This window comes from Cupriavidus sp. C3SS-1 (assembly GCF_057073755.1).
In genome coordinates, this window is sequence record NZ_CP172699.1 from 1,409,868 (window position 1) to 1,426,900 (window position 17,033).

A 17,033-nucleotide genomic window follows, 5' to 3' on the forward strand; every position below is an offset into this window, starting at 1 on the left:
GCGCTGCGTCGCCGCCGCTCAGAACACTTCCCACCACGATTTGTCCTTGCGGCGCTCGCCGTACTTGATGTAGTCGCTGTTGGGGAAGTTGCGTTCCATCACGCGTGCCGTATCGTCGCGCAGGTCCTTCATGCCGAGCGAGTCGTACGAGCGGATCATGATGTACAGCGCTTCCTCGTTGGCCGGGGCACCGTCGTAGTCCTTGAGCGACTGCTGGGCCCGGTTGACCGCGGCGAGGTAGGCGCCGCGCTTGTAGTAGTAGCGGGCGGCGTGGACCTCGTGCTGGGCCAGCGAGTTGACGATGTACTGCATGCGCGCGGTGGCGTCAGGCGTGTACTTGCTGTCCGGGTACTTGGTGACGAGCGTATTGAAGGCGTCGTAGGCCGCGCGGGCCGCCTTCGGGTCGCGCTCGCTCAGGTCCTGGCCGGAAAAACGGCCCAGCCACCCCAGGTTGTCGTTGAAGTTGATCAGGCCCTTGAGGTAGTAGGCGTAATCGATGTTCGGGTGGCTCGGGTGCAGCTGGATGAAGCGATCCACCGCGGCCAGTGCCGCCGCCGTCTCGCCATCCTTGTAGCTGGCGTAGGCGGTATCGATCTGGGCTTGCTGCGCGTAGCGGCCGAACGGATAGCGGCCCTCGAGCTTTTCGTAGAGCTTGACGGCGCGTGTGTAGTCGCCGCCGTCCAGGGCGTCCTTGGCTTCCGAATATAATTTGTTGGCCGACCAGCCGGCAGTCTCGTCGGGCTGGTCAGCGAGCAGGCCGCATGCCGACAGCATGACGCAGCCGCCTGCGAGCAGAATCGCTCCAAATCCCGCGCGCCAATTTGCGCGCTTCATGCTCAGCAATTGCATGGGCAACGTATCCCGGATGAAGAAAAATAGCGTCAAGCATTATAGCCCAAGCCCCCAGCCAGAATCCGGCCCGGGAACACAGTCACCCGGTCAGGTGCGCGTCCAGGCATCCCTGGCCGACAACGATGAGGTCGAAGACTTCGCCGACGAGGCGCCCCCGGCACCCGCGGCAGATCTTGCCATACCGCTGATCCTGGAAGTCGACAGTGCCGCACATGGCGAGCGGCTGGACAAGCTCCTGGCTCGGCATTTCAGCGAATTCTCGCGTAGCCGGCTGCAACAGTGGATCGAAAGCGGCGCCGTGCGCGTCGACGGCGAAGTGCGCCGGCCGCGCGACGCGGTGCAGATGGGCAGCCGCATCGAGATACAACCGCAGGCCGCGCCGGAATCGCAGGCGTTCGCCGCGGAAGACGTGCCGCTGGACATCGTGTACGAGGATGAAACGCTGCTCGTCGTCAACAAGCCGGCCGGGCTGGTCGTGCATCCCGCCGCCGGCAACTGGAGCGGCACGGTGCTCAACGGGTTGCTGCACCGTTACCCTGGCGCGGCGGCCTTGCCGCGCGCGGGCATCGTGCATCGGCTCGACAAGGAAACCACGGGGCTGATGGTCGTGGCGCGCACGCTGACGGCGCAGACCGACCTCGTCCGCCAGCTGCAGGCGCGCACGGTCAAGCGCACGTATCTCGCGCTGGTGTGGGGGCGCACGTACGACGAAGGCACCATCGATGCGCCGATCGGCCGCGATCCGCGCGAGCGCACGCGCATGGCCATTGTCCATACCAGCAGCGGCAAGCCGTCGCGCACGCATTTCCGCACGCTGGCGACGGTGCCGCTCGGGCGCAGCTTCGTGTCGATGGTGCGGTGCCAGCTCGAAACCGGGCGCACGCACCAGATCCGCGTGCATTTCGAATCGATCGGCCATCCGCTCGTGGGGGATCCCGTCTACTTTCGCGCCACGCAACGCGGCCAGCGGCCGGCCGTGCGCGTGCAGCTGCCGGTGCCTTTCGAGCGGCAGGCGCTGCATGCGTTCAAGCTGGGTCTGGTGCACCCGGCCACGGGCAAGGCGGTGAAGTGGACCGCGCAGCCGCCGGAAGACCTCCAGGCCCTGATCGATGCACTCGACTTTTCTGCCGGTGAAGCCGAAAGCGATGCCGATGAGGAGGACTGGGACGAAGATTGGGAAGACGGTCCCGAGATCATTTGGGCCGATGGGGACGACGATGACGACTGATCCCGCGTGGCTCCAGCCGGACTGGCCCGCGCCCGCCTCGGTGCTTGCGTTGTCCACCACGCGGGCGGGCGGCGTGAGCCGTGGCGTGTATGGGCGGGACGGCGGTGAACCGGGCGGTCTTAACCTCGGTACGCATGTCGGGGATGATCCCGCGCATGTCGCCGAAAACCGTGCGCGTCTAGCCGCGCAGTTGCCCGCCATGCCGCTGTGGCTGGAGCAGGTCCATGGCTGTGCCGTGGCCACGGTGGATCATCTCGCAAAGTCGGACGCGGCGGCTCCGCGCGCCGATGCGAGTGTGGCGGTCGCGCCCGGGGAGGTGTGCGCGATCATGACTGCGGACTGCCTGCCCGTGCTGTTGTGCGATGCCGAGGGGACCGTGGTGGGTGCCGCGCACGCGGGATGGCGCGGCCTGTGCAGCGGCGTGATCGAGGCCACGCTGTCGCGCATGCAGGCCGCGCGCGGCAAATCTTCATCGCGCTGGCTTGCCTGGCTGGGACCCGCGATCGGACCCGGCTCCTTCGAAGTCGGTGCCGAAGTGCGTGACGCCTTTCTGGCGCAGGCCCGGGCAGGCGAGCAGGCGGCCGTGGACGCTGCCTTCCGGCCTGGCGCTGAAGGCAAGTACATGGCCGACATCTACGCACTGGCCCGCACGCGCCTGGCCCGTGCGGGTTGCACGGACGTCTACGGTGGCGATGCCTGCACGGTATCCGACCCGCAGCGCTTCTATTCCTATCGGCGCGACGGCGTGACGGGCCGCATGGCCAGCCTCGTCTGGCTCTCAAGCTCAACCGGTGGCGGGCCGCTTACTGCGGCCCGCTTTCGCCGGACCCGGCGCTTTCCTCTTCGCGTGCGCGTTCGGCGCGCGCTTCCTCCGCCTTGCGGCGCCGCCGCCGGCCGGGCGTCCCCATGATGTAGAGCACCAGCGCCACCGGTGCGGCGCCATAGAGCAGGAACGTGGCGACGCCGGCAACGATGCTGTGCTCGGTGATCGCCATCATCAGAGCCACGTAGAGCCATCCGATGGCTACGATGTACATGAAACTTTCATCCTTTGCAGATAGGCTTGCGCGCTGCTCCCCGAACCCGCGTCTGCCTACCGGCAGGTAGGTTTTCCGGGTGTTTGGGCCGACGCAGTTTTCCGCATTGACAGCGCGTACATTGCAAGGCAACAATGGCCTCGAATGTTGCGGAATCCCGCGTAGTTTCCTTGTTTTTGCCGGCAAGCATACCGCATGGCGCTGCCATGCCGGAGTGTGGTGCAAGCCGGGCAGGGGACGTTATCCAGATCGAAGGGATAGCTGCATGTGGAAGTCCTGGGTGCCCTGGTCGCGGGTGCATTGACCAGGTCTATCCGGATTGCGTCTCCAGATGCATAAGTGCCGGCCAGGGCAATGTCCCGGGAGCCGGTCTGACATAGTGACGGCAGAGAGACATTAACATCATGGCGACCGGCAAAGGTGCGGCAGCTTCCACAGCGGAAGACAAGTCCCAACCGTTCAAGTTTCCGCCGGGGCCATTGGATCCAGCAACGTGGCTGGAGTGGTCCCGTCAGTGGCAAGGCCCTCAGGGCAACGGCACGGGGCTTCCCCCGGGCTTTTCCGGCTTCCCCGGATTCGAGGCGTTCGGTGCCAGCCCGCTGGCGGGCGTCAAGATCGACCCGGCCCTGCTCGCGGAAATCCAGCAGCGCTACATGCGCGACTTTGCCGACCTGTGGCGTGGCCTGGCTGAAGGCGATACCGAATCCGGCGCCAAGCTGCACGACCGTCGCTTTGCCAGCGAAGCCTGGCACAAGAACGCGCCGTATCGGTACACCGCCGCGTTCTACCTGCTCAATGCGCGCGTGCTGACGGAGATGGCCGAGGCCGTCGAGGCGGATCCCAAGACGCGCCAGCGTATCCGCTTCGCCGTGTCGCAATGGGTCGACGCCATGTCGCCCGCCAATTTCCTGGCCACCAATCCCGATGCGCAGCACCGGCTGATCGAGTCCGGCGGCGAGTCGCTGCGGGCCGGCGTGCGCAACATGCTGGAAGACCTGGGCCGCGGCAAGATTTCGCAGACCGACGAGAGCGCGTTTGAAGTGGGCCGCAACGTAGCGGTCACCGAAGGGTCGGTCGTCTACGAAAACGAATTCTTCCAGTTGCTGCAATACAAGCCGCTGACCGATAAGGTCTATGCGCGCCCGCTGCTGCTGGTGCCGCCTTGCATCAACAAGTTCTACATCCTCGACCTGCAGCCGGAAAGCTCGCTGGTGCGGTACGCGGTGGAGCAGGGCCATACGGTGTTCCTGGTGTCGTGGCGCAATCCCGATGCCAGCATGGCCGACCGCACGTGGGACGACTACATCGAGCATGCGGCCATCCGCGCGATCGAAGTGGCGCGCGATATCAGCGGCCAGGACCAGATCAACGCGCTGGGCTTCTGCGTGGGCGGGACCATCATTTCCACTGCACTGGCGGTGCTGGCGGCGCGCGGCGAACGACCGGTGGCAAGCCTGACGCTGCTGACCACGCTGCTTGACTTCAGCGATACCGGCATCCTTGACGTATTCGTCGACGAAGCTCACGTCAAGCTGCGCGAAGCCACGCTTGGCGGCGCGTCCGGGACGCCATGCGGCCTGTTGCGCGGTGTGGAACTGGCCAATACGTTCTCGTTCCTGCGCCCGAACGACCTGGTCTGGAACTACGTGGTCGACAACTACCTGAAGGGCAAGACGCCGGTGCCGTTCGACCTGCTGTTCTGGAACGGCGACGCCACCAACCTGCCGGGCGCGTGGTACTGCTGGTACCTGCGCCATACGTACCTGCAGGACGAGCTGAAGGTGCCGGGCAAGCTGACCGTCTGCGACGCGCCGGTCGACCTGAGCGCCATCGATGTGCCGACCTATATCTACGGCTCGCGCGAAGACCACATCGTGCCGTGGGTGGCGGCGTATTCATCGACCGCGTTGCTCAAGAACAAGCTGCGCTTCGTGCTCGGCGCATCCGGCCACATTGCCGGCGTTATCAACCCGCCGGCCAAGAACAAGCGCAGCCACTGGACCAATGAGGCCCTGCCGGCTTCAGCGCAAGAATGGCTGGCTGGTGCCGAAGAACATCACGGCAGCTGGTGGCCGGACTGGATGAACTGGCTCGGCAAGCAGGCCGGCGCCAAGCGTGCCGCGCCGATCGGCTATGGCAATGCGCGCTATCCTGCTATCGAACCCGCGCCTGGCCGCTACGTCAAAGCCAAGGCATGACTCTTGCGGACGGTCCCGGTAACGGGATCATCCGCTGACCACCCCAGATACCCTTTGAGAGGACTGCAAATGACCGATATCGTCATCGTTTCCGCCGCCCGTACCGCTGTAGGCAAGTTTGGCGGTTCGCTCGCGAAGATCCCCGCGCCGGAGCTGGGCGCCATCGCTATCAAGGCAGCGCTGGAACGTGCTGGCATAAAGCCCGAACAGGTCAGCGAAGTGATCATGGGCCAGGTGCTGACGGCCGGTTCGGGCCAGAATCCGGCCCGCCAGGCGTCGATCAAGGCGGGCCTGCCGGCGTCGGTGCCGGCCATGACCATCAACAAGGTGTGCGGATCGGGCCTGAAGGCAGTGATGCTCGCCGCCAACGCGATCCTGGCCGGCGATGCGGAAATCGTCGTGGCGGGTGGCCAGGAAAACATGAGCGCCGCGCCGCACGTCCTGCCGGGCTCGCGCGACGGCTTCCGCATGGGCGACACCAAGCTGGTCGACACCATGATCGTGGACGGCCTGTGGGACGTGTACAACCAGTACCACATGGGTGTCACCGCGGAGAACGTGGCCAAGGAATACGGCATTACCCGCGAAGCGCAGGATGAATTCGCCGTGGCTTCGCAGAACAAGGCCGAGGCTGCGCAGAAGGCGGGCAAGTTCAATGATGAAATCGTCCCTGTCATGATTCCCCAGCGCAAGGGCGATCCCGTTGCCTTCGACAAGGATGAGTACGTCCGCCAGGGCGCTACGCTGGACAGCATGGCCGGCCTGAAGCCCGCCTTTGACAAGGCTGGCACGGTGACCGCCGCCAATGCTTCCGGCCTTAACGACGGTGCGGCCGCAGTGGTGGTAATGTCGGCCGCCAAGGCCAAGGAACTGGGCCTGACGCCGCTGGCCACAATCAAGGCGTACGCCAATGCCGGTGTGGACCCGAAGGTCATGGGCATGGGCCCGGTGCCGGCGTCCAAGCGTGCGCTGTCGCGCGCGGGCTGGGGCGTGCAAGACCTGGACCTGATGGAAATCAACGAGGCCTTTGCCGCGCAGGCGTTGGCCGTTCACCAGCAGATGGGCTGGGACACGTCCAAGATCAACGTGAATGGCGGCGCCATTGCGATCGGCCACCCGATCGGCGCATCGGGCTGCCGTATCCTGGTGACGCTGCTGCACGAGATGAAGCGTCGCGACGCGAAGAAGGGCCTGGCCTCGCTGTGCATCGGCGGCGGCATGGGCGTGGCGCTGGCCGTCGAACGCAAGTAATGGGGTGTGCCCTGGGCGCGCGGCGGTTCGCGCGGCCAGGGCGAAGATAACGAAGAGCCAATCAAGGAGTGGACATGACTCAGCGCATTGCATATGTGACCGGCGGTATGGGCGGCATCGGGACCGCTATCTGCCAACGTCTCGCCAAGGACGGCTTCCGCGTGGTGGCCGGTTGCGGCCCCAATTCACCGCGTCGCGAACGGTGGCTCGAACAGCAGAAGGCGCTCGGCTTCGACTTCGTTGCCTCCGAAGGCAACGTGGCCGACTGGGATTCGACCAAGGCTGCTTTCGACAAGGTGAAGGCCGAAGTCGGCGAGGTCGATGTGCTGATCAACAACGCGGGTATCACCCGTGACGTGGTGTTCCGCAAGATGACCCGTGCCGACTGGGACGCGGTGATCGACACCAACCTGACGTCGCTGTTCAACGTGACCAAGCAGGTCATCGACGGCATGGTCGACCGCGGTTTTGGTCGCATCGTCAATATCTCGTCGGTGAACGGGCAGAAGGGTCAGTTCGGCCAGACCAACTATTCCACTGCCAAGGCTGGCCTGCACGGCTTCACCATGGCGCTGGCGCAGGAAGTCGCGACCAAGGGCGTGACGGTGAATACCGTTTCGCCGGGCTATATCGCTACCGACATGGTCAAGTCGATCCGCCAGGACGTGCTGGACAAGATCGTCGGCACCATCCCGGTCAAGCGCCTGGGCGAGCCGTCGGAAATCGCGTCCATCTGTGCGTGGCTGTCGTCGGAGGAATCGGGCTTCTCGACGGGCGCCGACTTCTCGCTGAACGGCGGTTTGCATATGGGCTGATCGCGCTCTGCATACTGCGCGAACGCACCGTTTTTGCGGTGCAGCCAGCGCAGCGCACAAGGCGTTGTCAAACACGAATTGCGGGCCCTTCGGGGCCCGCAATTCCTTTGTGCGTGCGGGTTTTCCTTAAGCTACCCGGCTTTTCTTAGTGCTTTGTTGGGCATAGAATCAAGGCAGCAGCACGGCTGGCACCAATGTCGTGCAACGTGCGGCCTTCGCGGGGGCGAAGGCAACGAGCCACTGGCGGCTGAATTCGCGATGACCCGCGACGAATCCGCGACGAATCCGCGAGTGCGCACATAGAAACTTTTCACGATCTTCCCGATGGCCCGGCACTCCCGGTTTGCGCACTGCACCGCATGCGGTGCAGCAGCGCCCATCAGCGACGACAAGAGGACAGAGCACCGATGGCCACGAGCAAAAAAGGCGCAGAGCGACTGATCAAGAAATATCCCAATCGCAGGCTCTACGACACTCAGACCAGCACCTACATCACCCTGGCCGACGTGAAGCAGCTCGTCATGGAGTCAGAGGACTTCAAGGTCGTGGACGCCAAGTCCGGTGACGAGCTGACGCGCAGCATCCTGCTGCAGATCATCCTGGAAGAAGAAACCGGTGGCGTGCCGATGTTCTCCAGCGCCATGCTGTCGCAGATCATCCGCTTCTATGGCCACGCCATGCAGGGCATGATGGGGACCTACCTGGAAAAGAACATCCAGGCCTTCATCGACATCCAGAACAAGCTGGCCGAGAACTCCAAGGGCCTCTATTCCGGCGAGGCCTTCAGCCCCGACATGTGGTCCCAGTTCATGAACATGCAGGGACCGATGATGCAGGGCATGATGAGCAACTACATCGAGCAGAGCAAGAACCTGTTCGTGCAGATGCAGGAGCAGATGCAGAGCCAGGCGAAGAATATGTTCGGGACGTTCCCGTTCAATCAGCCCGAAAAGAAGTAGGAAGTACCGGCGGCGGGCAGCCCGGTTCGCTGCCTTGCCTCCTGGCGCTGTTCCGGATGTTCTGCGGGGCGGTGCCCAAACAGGTAAAATGCTCCCCTCCTGAACTGGCGGCTCATTTTGCGGATTCGCCTTGCAGCGCGATATCCCGATGTCTTCCAGCTTCCACCGTTCCGAAGTGACGCCGCTTGAATCCGGCGTATCCCTGCTGGCTCCGGCCTGACCCATGAGCCGGCTTTTCCTTGCCCCGATGGAGGGGCTCGCCGATTATGTGCTGCGCGATGTCCTGACCGGACTGGGCGGCTATGATGGGTGCGTCTCCGAGTTCGTCCGGGTGACGGGATCGCTGCTCCCCGGGCGTGTCTACGAACGCGACACCCCGGAAATCCTGCAGGGCGGATGCACCACGGCTGGCACGCCGATGGTGATCCAGCTGCTTGGTAGCGATCCCGCATGGATGGCGCGTAATGCGGCCCATGCCGCGACCATGTCTCCCCATGGTGTTGACCTGAACTTCGGTTGCCCGGCAAAAGTCGTCAACCGGCACGGTGGCGGTGCGATGCTGCTGGCGCATCCCGAGCAGCTGCATCGCATCGTTTCCGCGGTGCGCGAGGCGGTCCCGCCACATATCCGGGTGACTGCCAAGATGCGGCTTGGCGTCTCGGATACCGCATTGGCGCTTGATTGCGCCACGGCGCTGGCAGAGGGTGGGGCCGCGTCGCTGGTGGTGCATGCCCGGACGCGCGACCACGGCTACCGGCCGCCGGCGCACTGGGAATGGATCGCCCGCATCGCCGACACCATCGACATTCCGGTCATTGCCAACGGCGAAGTCTGGTCCGTGGCCGATTGGGAGCGTTGCCGCGCGGTCAGCGGTTGCGCCGATGTGATGATCGGGCGCGGCGCGGTATCGGACCCGTTCCTGGCCCTGCGTATCAGGGGGCTCATGGATAGCACGCCGTCCGACGAGGAGTGGCCGCTGGTGCAGCATCAGATTGCAGCGTATCTGCGGAAACTGCACGACCGGATCGACGCCGGCAACGAGCATGGCCGGGTGAAGTTGTGGCTGAGCTATCTCAAGCGGACCTGGCCCCAGGCCGCGGCGCTGCACGCGGCGATCCGCCGGATCCATGACTCGGCGCACATCGCGCAAGTGCTGCAAAGTTTTCCGGACGTCACGTCCGGACAAATCCCAGAATCAGGCGATGGTTCGGCCGCCAGGCCATGTCTGGTCTGAGACGCCGGGTAAACCTCGCGAACGGTTAAAATACAAGGTTCCGTACGGCGCCTTGCGGTCGTGTCCGGCCTCGGTCGAGATTACCCGATATACTGCGCCCCGCCTGTCCTCTATTCGCATTCCCCGTGAAAAATCCTTCAGAATCAATGACCCAGAAAGACCAAAGTCCGCGCGTGGGTTTCGTTTCGCTTGGCTGTCCCAAGGCTTTGGTCGACTCCGAGCAGATCATCACCCAACTGCGCGCCGAGGGTTACGCGATCAGTGGCACCTATGACGGCGCCGACCTGGTCGTGGTCAACACCTGCGGCTTTATCGACGAAGCCGTGCAGGAAAGCCTGGACGCCATCGGCGAGGCGCTGAACGAGAATGGCAAGGTCATCGTGACCGGCTGCCTGGGGGCCAAGAAGGATGCGGCGGGGCAAGACATTGTGTCGTCGGTCCATCCGAAGGTGCTGGCCGTGACCGGTCCGCATGCGCTGGGCGAGGTCATGCAGGCGGTGCACACGCACCTGCCCAAGCCGCATGACCCGTTCAAGGACCTGGTGCCGGCTGCAGGCATCAAGCTCACACCGAAGCACTACGCCTACCTGAAGATTTCTGAGGGCTGCAACCACCGCTGCTCGTTCTGCATCATCCCGTCGATGCGCGGCGATCTCGTGTCGCGCCCGGTGGCCGAGGTCATGCTGGAAGCCGAGAACCTGTTCAAGTCCGGCGTCAAGGAACTGCTGGTGATCTCGCAGGACACGAGCGCCTACGGCGTGGACGTGAAATACCGTACCGGCTTCTGGGATGGCCGCCCGCTCAAGACGCGGATGACCGAACTGGTGGCCGCACTGGGCGAGCTGGCGGCCAAGTACGGTGCCTGGGTGCGCCTGCACTACGTTTATCCGTACCCGCACGTCGACGAGATCATCCCGCTGATGAACGGTGGCCACGTGCTGCCGTACCTGGACGTGCCGCTGCAGCACGCCCATCCGGATGTGCTCAAGCGCATGAAGCGCCCGGCCAACGCCGAGAAAACCCTGGACCGCATCCGCGCCTGGCGCGAGGTGTGCCCGGACCTGACCATCCGCAGCACCTTTATCGCCGGCTTCCCGGGCGAGACCGAGGCCGAGTTCCAGACGCTGCTGGATTTCATCGCCGAGGCCGAACTGGACCGCGTGGGCTGCTTCGCCTATTCGCCGGTGGAGGGCGCGACCGCCAATGACCTGCCTGGCGCGCTGCCCGACGAAGTGCGCGAGGAACGCCGCGCCCGCTTTATGGAAGTCGCCGAGGAAGTCTCGGCACGCCGGCTGCAGCGCAAGGTCGGCCAGACCCTGCGCGTGCTGGTGGACGAAGTGAACCAGGAGGGCGGCATCGGCCGCTCTTCTGCCGACGCCCCGGAGATCGACGGCCTGGTCTATATCGCGCCGCCGGAGAAGGTATCGCAGCGCTATCGGGCCGGCGACTTCGTCCAGGTGACGATCACGGGCGCCGATGGACACGACCTGTGGGGTGAAGCCCAATAAAGCGGCGTTTACTGCTCATACCTTTAAGTAAAAGTACGTTCGTTCGATTTCCCCGCGATGCCGCTATACTGTGCACCGCAACATAACCTCATGGAGACGAGACATGACGCGTGAAGTCGTAGTGGTAAGTGGCGTACGTACGGCAATCGGGACGTTTGGAGGCAGCCTGAAGGACATGGCACCGGTCGATATGGGTGCGCTCGTGGTGCGTGAAGCGCTTTCGCGCGCCAAAGTGTCCGGCGATGACGTTGGCCACGTCGTGTTCGGCAATGTGATTCAGACCGAGCCGCGCGACATGTACCTGGGCCGTGTGGCGGCCGTCAACGGCGGCGTAACGACCAATGCGCCCGCGCTGACCGTGAACCGCCTGTGCGGCTCGGGCCTGCAGGCGATTGTCAGCGCCGCGCAGACCATCCTGCTCGGCGATGCCGACATTGCCATCGGTGGCGGTGCCGAAAGCATGAGCCGCGCGCCGTACCTGGCGCCTGCCGCCCGCTGGGGCTCGCGCATGGGTGATGCCACCATGGTCGACATGATGCTGGGCGCGCTGCACGACCCGTTCCATCGCATCCACATGGGTGTCACGGCGGAAAACGTGGCCAAGGAATACGACATCAGCCGCAGCCAGCAGGACGAGGCCGCGCTGGAGTCGCACCGCCGCGCCTCGGCCGCCATCAAGGCCGGCTATTTCAAGGACCAGATCGTTCCGGTGACGCTCAAGAGCCGCAAGGGCGAAGTGAGCTTCGACACGGACGAGCACGTGCGCCATGACGCCACCATCGACGACATGACCAAGCTCAAGCCGGTCTTCGTCAAGGAAAATGGCACGGTGACCGCGGGCAACGCCTCGGGCCTGAACGATGCCGCCGCCGCGGTGGTGCTGATGGAGCGTGCCGAGGCCGAGCGCCGCGGCCTGAAGCCGCTGGCCCGCCTGGTGTCCTACGGCCACGCCGGCGTGGATCCGAAGACCATGGGCATCGGCCCCGTGCCGGCCACGAAGATCGCGCTGGAGCGCGCCGGCCTGTCGGTGTCCGACCTGGACGTGATCGAAGCCAACGAAGCGTTTGCCGCGCAAGCCTGCGCGGTGACCAAGGCGCTGGGCCTGGACCCGGCCAAGGTCAATCCGAACGGCTCCGGCATTTCGCTCGGCCACCCGATCGGCGCCACCGGGGCACTGATCACGGTCAAGGCACTGTACGAGCTGCAGCGCGTGCAAGGCCGCTATGCGCTGGTGACGATGTGCATCGGCGGCGGCCAGGGTATTGCCGCGATCTTCGAGCGCGTCTGAGTCTTGCCGATGCCGCATCGCCCCATGTTTCAGCGCCTTTCGCTGGCCGGCCTGGCTGGCGCGCTGGCGCTTGCGGGGGCGGGGGCGGGGCTGGCGCGGGCCGCGGATGACAGGGTGTTGTCGAGCGGCCCGCAAGCCAGTGCAGGGGACCTGGGCCTGAGCCAGGCCATCCGCGAAGGCGAGGCGCGCCGTGGCGCGGCGCTTTCCGTCGGCGCAGCGATGGCACCGCTCGCGCCGCGCCCGGAATACGCCAGGCTGCCCGTCTACGTCGGCAAGGTCGGCGACAAGCCGGTGCGCCTGCGCATCGGTCCCAAGCCGGACGAGCGCGACAGCCTGCGCGGCGAATACACCACCAACGGCGTGCCCGGCGTGCGCCTGCTGGCTGGCGAGTGGGAGGACGGCAGCTTCCTGATGGAAGAGTCCGACGACGGCACGCGTGTCTCCGGCAACTGGGAAGGCACCATCGACGCGAGCGGCGCCGTGCGCGGCATCTGGACCGATGCCTTCAACCCGGCTGTTGTGCTTCCCTTCTTCATCCGCCCGTTCGGAAGCGTGCTGGTGATTCCCCCTTCTGAGACACCCGGTAGCGCAGTCACCTACGCGCCTGCGCCGCCCAAATCGACGGTCCACGGTCGCTGAGTCCGGCTTCCCGGTGGCGCTACCGGCATTTGCTGGTAAGCTCGAACGGTTGTCACGTCCGTTTCATGCCCACCGTGCAATGCGGTGCCGCATGTCAGCCATCAAGGAATCCGCCGTGTCCGATCCTACTTCCGACAAGCCCGCGTCGAGCCCTGCCTCCCATTTCATCCAGACTGTTGCGGTCCAGCCCGAACTGGATATCGCACCGGGGTTCGATTCGTTTTCTCCCGCCACGCACCGCGGTTCGACCGTGGTCTTCCAGAACCTGGCCGAGCTTCGCTCATACGGCGACCGCAGTACCACGTACTGGCGCTACGGCCTGCATGCCACGCCTACCAGCGAAGCTCTGTGCCAGCATCTGGCCTTGCTCGAAGGCGCCAGCCATACGCTGCTGCTGCCGTCCGGCCTGGCCGCGATCTCGCTGGTCTACTTCGCGCTGCTCAAGAGCGGCGATGACGTGCTGGTGCCGGACAACGTCTACGGTCCGAACCGCGATCACGGCGAATGGCTGGCCCGCGATTTCGGGGTGGCGGTGCGCTACTACGACCCGATGATCGGCAGCGGCATCGCCAGCCTGATCCGGCCCAATACGCGGCTGATCTGGATGGAGTCGCCGGGCTCGGTGACCATGGAGGTCCCGGACAGCCAGGCGATCGTCGCCGCGGCCAAGGCCCGCGGCGTGCTGACGGCCATCGACAATACGTGGTCAGCCGGCCTCTACTTCCGGCCGTTCGACATGGGGATCGATATCTCCGTGCAGGCTCTGACCAAGTACCAGTCCGGCGGCAGCGACGTCCTGATGGGCGCCGTGCTGACGCGGGACGACGACTTGCAAGCCCGTCTGAAGCGCACGCGCATGCTGATGGGCTGGGGCGTTTCCGCCGACGACTGCCATCTGGTACTGCGTTCGCTGCCGAGCCTGCCGGTGCGGCTGGCCGCGCACGACCGTGGCGCACGCGAGGTGGCCGAGTGGCTGCACCAGCGGCCTGAGGTCGTGCGCGTGCTGCATCCCGCGCTGCCGGACTGCCCGGGCCACGCCAATTGGCGGCGCGATTTCAGCGGTGCCAGCGGCCTGTTCGCGATCATCCTGCACGACAAGTACACGCGCGAGCAGGTTGATGCCTTCGTCGAAGCGCTGCGGCTGTTCGCGATCGGCTGGTCGTGGGGCGGCGCGCACAGCCTGGCCGTGCCTTACCACGTGCCGACCATGCGCCCCGCGGGAAGCTGGCCGCCGGCGGGGTGGCAGCATGCCGGTGAACTGGTGCGCCTCTATATCGGCCTTGAAGACACGCGTGACCTCATCGCGGACCTGCGCCAGGCGCTGGAGCAGCAACTCGGCGGCTGACCGGTGCCGACCGGCTAGCTCGCGCGCAATGCCACGTCGAGCCGGTCGACCACTTCGGCCCAGTCGGCATCGTCCGCGATCTCGTTGCGCAGCATGGCGGCCTGCGCTGGGGTCCAGAACGGCGCGTCGGCCAGTTCAACGTTGCCAGGCAGCTTCCCGTGCGTCTCGATGAACTCGGCAATGCTGGGCGGATCGCTCGGTAATCCCAACTGGGCGAACAGCTCGGAAAAACGATGAAAGGCGCTTTGCATGATGAGGGGGCTCCGCTTCCGGGTTTGTCACTCAAAGCTAGTGTAGGGCACGCGGGCGCCTGAATGGCGGCCAATGCGCACAAGAAAAAAACGGACGCCGCGGCGTCCGTTTTGCATGCTGTGCGAACCACATTAAAGCGATAGTTCGACGTCGCCCTCGCGCGCACCGTGTGTGGCACGCCGTGGGCGGCGCGCGGCCCAGACCGACTCTGCAGGACCGTTGTGCGCACGCCGCTGCGTCGCGCGTGCCATCGCCACAAATCCGGCCGCCAGCGCCAGCGCGCCGATATCGAAGCCGGCGATGATCCAGTGTCCGCTCGGTATCGAGCGCAGCAGGTGGTCGCCAGTCAGGATGGCGTTGGCGAGCGGGATGGTCAGCGCGGCAAGCGCTGCCGTATACAGCAACTCGATCGCCGCCCGTACGGGAGGGCGCAGCAGCGCCCATGCGCAGGCGGCAAGGAAGACCGGGAAGTATGCATAGCTGACTGAGCGGCCGGGCCAGAGCAGCGCCGCCGGAAAGCACAGGGCCACGCCGATGCAGCACCCGATGCAGACGCCCACCGTGGCTTGCGCGAGCAGCCGGTGCACACGCGGCTGCTCCGCCTGGCGGCTCTTGCGGCGCGATTCGATCCACAGCAGGTTGCCAGAGTAAAACAGGAACGCGCCCGCCAGCCCCGCCAGCACGTAGCCGATCCGTAGCGGCAGTTCGCCATAGGTGCCGAAATGGAGGGCGAACAGCGCGCTGTAGAGGCCATGGTTGCCATCTCGGCCGCCGGCGGTCTGGTTCGCGATCAGCGTGCCGGTATCGGCTTCGCCGGCGGCCGCATGGATGCCAACGGAGCCCAGGTTGCCCAGCGCGCGGGTGCTGCTGCCACGCACTTCCACGACGGCATTGGCGTCGCCGTAGCGCTGGTAGCGGAAGGACTCGGCGGTAAATCGCTCGTCCGCCGCTTCCCGTGCAATGCGGATCAGCTCTGACGCCGGCAGCGTGGGCGCTGGACGGCCGGCGGCCGTGACTTCAGGCACGGCGGTGGTCACTCGCGGGACCACGGGGAACAGCTTGCCGTCGAAAGTCAGTGTGTTGAAGACCATGAACAGGACCAGAGACAGGCAGAATAGCGCCCCGGTGATCGCAATCATCAGGTGAAACGGCAGGCTGAACAGGCCGATCACGTTGTGCGCATCCATCCAGAAGCGCTTGAGGTTGCGCCCCGGCCGCACGGCAAACAGGTCTTTCTTCAGCCGAGGCAGGTGCAGGAGCACGCCGGAAACCAGCGCCAGTCCGTACAGCACCGAAATCGCGCCCATGAAATAGATGCCGACTTCCGGAATGCCGAGCGAGTAGTGCAGGCTGTTCAGGAACGAAGACAACTCGCCGATCACCTGGTCGCGCGAGGTGTCCTGCTGCATGGCGCGGTCGCCGGCCAGGCGTTCGTCGGTGGTCATCTGCCACGCTCCCGCCTTGTCCTGCCAATACGCGCTGATATGCGGCTCGCCCGCTGCTGGCATGTAGACGTAGGCGCTGGCGGCGGCTTCAGGATAGAGCGCGACCAGCTTCTGCATGAAGTGGTCCACGGCGGCGGGATCGGCGGCTGTCTCTGCCTGCGTGTTGCCCTTGAGCCGGTCCGGAGACTGCCAGACGTGAAGTTCGTGGTGGAACACCGTCACGGCGCCGGCAAAGAAGGCGATGAACAGCGCCCAGCCAGCCATGAGGCCGACCCAGGTGTGAAGTGTCTGGTACAGCCGGAGTGTGGTGGGCTTCATGGGCGGACCTCAGGAAGCCGACAACGAGGCGAGGGCGGCCGAGGGTGCCACCTGCAGCAGGCGCAATCCCCACAGCAGCCCGAAGCACAGCAGGTTCGCGCCCCCCAGCCACAGCCATGCGGCGCGGCTGGAGCGGAACAGCAGGCTGCAGCAAAGGATGGCGACCCACAGCGGCAGGCATGTCACGACTGCAGCAACCACACCGCTTTCCCAGCCGCCGGGCAGCCCCAGGATGGCCAGCGTGCACAGCGCGACCGACAGCGGCAGCCCCAGTACGGTGCCGGCCAGCCATTTCGTGCCCATGCCGCTCATGCTCGCCCTTCGGCCGCCGGCCGCCTCGCGTTCATATACGCGCCGATAAAGGGCCAGAGGGACAGGCCCGTCGGAACGATCGCCAGGTTCGCGGCGACAGCTACGGGCCAGCCCTGGGCCTGACTCCACAGCCAGGTGCTCAGGACCGTCAACCCCAGCCCAAGCCAGCCACACAACCGGGGCACCTGCCGCCAGCCGCGGCCGTTCTGCGGTGAGGGCAGCAAGACCTGGTTGGGCGCCGCCAGGTAAAGGCAGGCGGCCGCGAGGAGTCCAAGCAGGACCGCGCAGGCTTCCATAGGCTGAATCGTAAAAGGAAAATGCAAGTATAAATGAGAATGATTAGTATTTGTGA

16 protein-coding genes and 1 pseudogene are annotated in these 17,033 nt (G+C 65.3%); 11 read left to right on the plus strand and 6 right to left on the minus strand.

What is annotated here, in order from left to right:
• Nucleotides 1-18: 18 nt before the first annotated feature.
• Nucleotides 19-849, minus strand: coding sequence for an outer membrane protein assembly factor BamD (locus tag ACIGJC_RS06555; RefSeq protein WP_211948054.1), 831 nt, complete (start codon nt 847-849; stop codon nt 19-21).
• A 16-nt stretch (nt 850-865) separates the two neighbouring features.
• On the opposite strand from ACIGJC_RS06555, the gene ACIGJC_RS06560 reads away from it, so the two are divergent.
• Both ACIGJC_RS06560 and pgeF read left to right on the plus strand, forming a co-directional pair.
• Nucleotides 866-2,080: an RluA family pseudouridine synthase gene (locus tag ACIGJC_RS06560; protein WP_483711201.1), complete on the plus strand. Its 1,215-nt coding sequence runs from the start codon at nt 866-868 to the stop codon at nt 2,078-2,080.
• Nucleotides 2,070-2,861, plus strand: a pseudogene (gene pgeF / locus ACIGJC_RS06565) (peptidoglycan editing factor PgeF); the annotation flags it as partial. The gene ACIGJC_RS06560 and the pseudogene pgeF, both read left to right, overlap by 11 nt.
• Nucleotides 2,862-2,883: 22 nt before the next feature.
• On the opposite strand, the gene ACIGJC_RS06570 reads toward pgeF, so the two are convergent.
• Entirely contained in the window at nt 2,884-3,117 is a 234-nt protein-coding gene (locus tag ACIGJC_RS06570; RefSeq protein ID WP_483711202.1) for a hypothetical protein, read from the minus strand.
• Between the two features lie 404 nt (nt 3,118-3,521).
• Between ACIGJC_RS06570 and phaC the strand changes: the two genes are divergently transcribed.
• The 9 genes from phaC to ACIGJC_RS06615 all read left to right on the plus strand — a co-directional run bounded on the left by phaC (nt 3,522) and on the right by ACIGJC_RS06615 (nt 14,354).
• Nucleotides 3,522-5,315 (plus strand): class I poly(R)-hydroxyalkanoic acid synthase, encoded by a 1,794-nt coding sequence (phaC, locus tag ACIGJC_RS06575; RefSeq protein WP_483711203.1) that lies wholly within the window; start codon nt 3,522-3,524, stop codon nt 5,313-5,315.
• A 69-nt stretch (nt 5,316-5,384) separates the two neighbouring features.
• Nucleotides 5,385-6,566: an acetyl-CoA C-acetyltransferase gene (locus ACIGJC_RS06580; RefSeq protein ID WP_483711204.1), complete on the plus strand. Its 1,182-nt coding sequence runs from the start codon at nt 5,385-5,387 to the stop codon at nt 6,564-6,566.
• Nucleotides 6,567-6,640: 74 nt separating this feature from the next.
• Nucleotides 6,641-7,381, plus strand: a complete 741-nt coding sequence (locus tag ACIGJC_RS06585) for a 3-ketoacyl-ACP reductase (protein ID WP_483711205.1) — start codon at nt 6,641-6,643, stop codon at nt 7,379-7,381.
• A gap of 407 nt (nt 7,382-7,788) precedes the next feature.
• Nucleotides 7,789-8,340, plus strand: coding sequence for a polyhydroxyalkanoate synthesis repressor PhaR (phaR, locus tag ACIGJC_RS06590; RefSeq protein ID WP_483711206.1), 552 nt, complete (start codon nt 7,789-7,791; stop codon nt 8,338-8,340).
• A 223-nt stretch (nt 8,341-8,563) separates the two neighbouring features.
• Complete coding sequence (locus ACIGJC_RS06595) at nt 8,564-9,574, plus strand: tRNA dihydrouridine synthase (RefSeq protein WP_483711207.1); 1,011 nt, start codon at nt 8,564-8,566, stop codon at nt 9,572-9,574.
• Between the two features lie 146 nt (nt 9,575-9,720).
• Nucleotides 9,721-11,082: a 30S ribosomal protein S12 methylthiotransferase RimO gene (rimO, locus tag ACIGJC_RS06600; protein ID WP_483711208.1), complete on the plus strand. Its 1,362-nt coding sequence runs from the start codon at nt 9,721-9,723 to the stop codon at nt 11,080-11,082.
• 103 nt (nt 11,083-11,185) lie between these two features.
• On the plus strand, nt 11,186-12,370 hold the full coding sequence (gene bktB / locus ACIGJC_RS06605) for a beta-ketothiolase BktB (protein WP_483711209.1): 1,185 nt from the start codon (nt 11,186-11,188) through the stop codon (nt 12,368-12,370).
• Nucleotides 12,371-12,394: 24 nt separating this feature from the next.
• Complete coding sequence (locus tag ACIGJC_RS06610; protein ID WP_483711210.1) at nt 12,395-13,009, plus strand: hypothetical protein; 615 nt, start codon at nt 12,395-12,397, stop codon at nt 13,007-13,009.
• A gap of 115 nt (nt 13,010-13,124) precedes the next feature.
• Nucleotides 13,125-14,354: a cystathionine beta-lyase gene (locus ACIGJC_RS06615; RefSeq protein ID WP_483711211.1), complete on the plus strand. Its 1,230-nt coding sequence runs from the start codon at nt 13,125-13,127 to the stop codon at nt 14,352-14,354.
• A 14-nt stretch (nt 14,355-14,368) separates the two neighbouring features.
• Here ACIGJC_RS06615 and ACIGJC_RS06620 read toward each other — a convergent pair whose 3' ends face one another.
• The 4 genes from ACIGJC_RS06620 to ACIGJC_RS06635 all read right to left on the minus strand — a co-directional run bounded on the left by ACIGJC_RS06620 (nt 14,369) and on the right by ACIGJC_RS06635 (nt 16,977).
• Nucleotides 14,369-14,605: a DUF2789 domain-containing protein gene (locus ACIGJC_RS06620; protein WP_483711212.1), complete on the minus strand. Its 237-nt coding sequence runs from the start codon at nt 14,603-14,605 to the stop codon at nt 14,369-14,371.
• Between the two features lie 132 nt (nt 14,606-14,737).
• Entirely contained in the window at nt 14,738-16,369 is a 1,632-nt protein-coding gene (locus ACIGJC_RS06625; RefSeq protein WP_483711213.1) for a PepSY-associated TM helix domain-containing protein, read from the minus strand.
• Nucleotides 16,370-16,378: 9 nt separating this feature from the next.
• Nucleotides 16,379-16,672, minus strand: coding sequence for a hypothetical protein (locus ACIGJC_RS06630; RefSeq protein WP_483711479.1), 294 nt, complete (start codon nt 16,670-16,672; stop codon nt 16,379-16,381).
• A 5-nt stretch (nt 16,673-16,677) separates the two neighbouring features.
• Nucleotides 16,678-16,977, minus strand: coding sequence for a hypothetical protein (locus ACIGJC_RS06635; RefSeq protein WP_483711214.1), 300 nt, complete (start codon nt 16,975-16,977; stop codon nt 16,678-16,680).
• Nucleotides 16,978-17,033 lie beyond the last annotated feature (56 nt).

Excerpts from the sequence above, each read along its gene's own strand:
- ACIGJC_RS06555 (WP_211948054.1), bottom strand. The coding sequence starts at position 849 with ATGCAATTGCTGAGCATGAAGCGCGCAAATTGGCGCGCGGGATTTGGA.
- ACIGJC_RS06560 (WP_483711201.1), top strand. The coding sequence starts at position 866 with ATGAAGAAAAATAGCGTCAAGCATTATAGCCCAAGCCCCCAGCCAGAA.
- ACIGJC_RS06570 (WP_483711202.1), bottom strand. The coding sequence starts at position 3,117 with ATGTACATCGTAGCCATCGGATGGCTCTACGTGGCTCTGATGATGGCG.
- phaC (WP_483711203.1), top strand. The coding sequence starts at position 3,522 with ATGGCGACCGGCAAAGGTGCGGCAGCTTCCACAGCGGAAGACAAGTCC.
- ACIGJC_RS06580 (WP_483711204.1), top strand. The coding sequence starts at position 5,385 with ATGACCGATATCGTCATCGTTTCCGCCGCCCGTACCGCTGTAGGCAAG.
- ACIGJC_RS06585 (WP_483711205.1), top strand. The coding sequence starts at position 6,641 with ATGACTCAGCGCATTGCATATGTGACCGGCGGTATGGGCGGCATCGGG.
- phaR (WP_483711206.1), top strand. The coding sequence starts at position 7,789 with ATGGCCACGAGCAAAAAAGGCGCAGAGCGACTGATCAAGAAATATCCC.
- ACIGJC_RS06595 (WP_483711207.1), top strand. The coding sequence starts at position 8,564 with ATGAGCCGGCTTTTCCTTGCCCCGATGGAGGGGCTCGCCGATTATGTG.
- rimO (WP_483711208.1), top strand. The coding sequence starts at position 9,721 with ATGACCCAGAAAGACCAAAGTCCGCGCGTGGGTTTCGTTTCGCTTGGC.
- bktB (WP_483711209.1), top strand. The coding sequence starts at position 11,186 with ATGACGCGTGAAGTCGTAGTGGTAAGTGGCGTACGTACGGCAATCGGG.
- ACIGJC_RS06610 (WP_483711210.1), top strand. The coding sequence starts at position 12,395 with ATGTTTCAGCGCCTTTCGCTGGCCGGCCTGGCTGGCGCGCTGGCGCTT.
- ACIGJC_RS06620 (WP_483711212.1), bottom strand. The coding sequence starts at position 14,605 with ATGCAAAGCGCCTTTCATCGTTTTTCCGAGCTGTTCGCCCAGTTGGGA.
- ACIGJC_RS06625 (WP_483711213.1), bottom strand. The coding sequence starts at position 16,369 with ATGAAGCCCACCACACTCCGGCTGTACCAGACACTTCACACCTGGGTC.
- ACIGJC_RS06630 (WP_483711479.1), bottom strand. The coding sequence starts at position 16,672 with ATGGGCACGAAATGGCTGGCCGGCACCGTACTGGGGCTGCCGCTGTCG.
- ACIGJC_RS06635 (WP_483711214.1), bottom strand. The coding sequence starts at position 16,977 with ATGGAAGCCTGCGCGGTCCTGCTTGGACTCCTCGCGGCCGCCTGCCTT.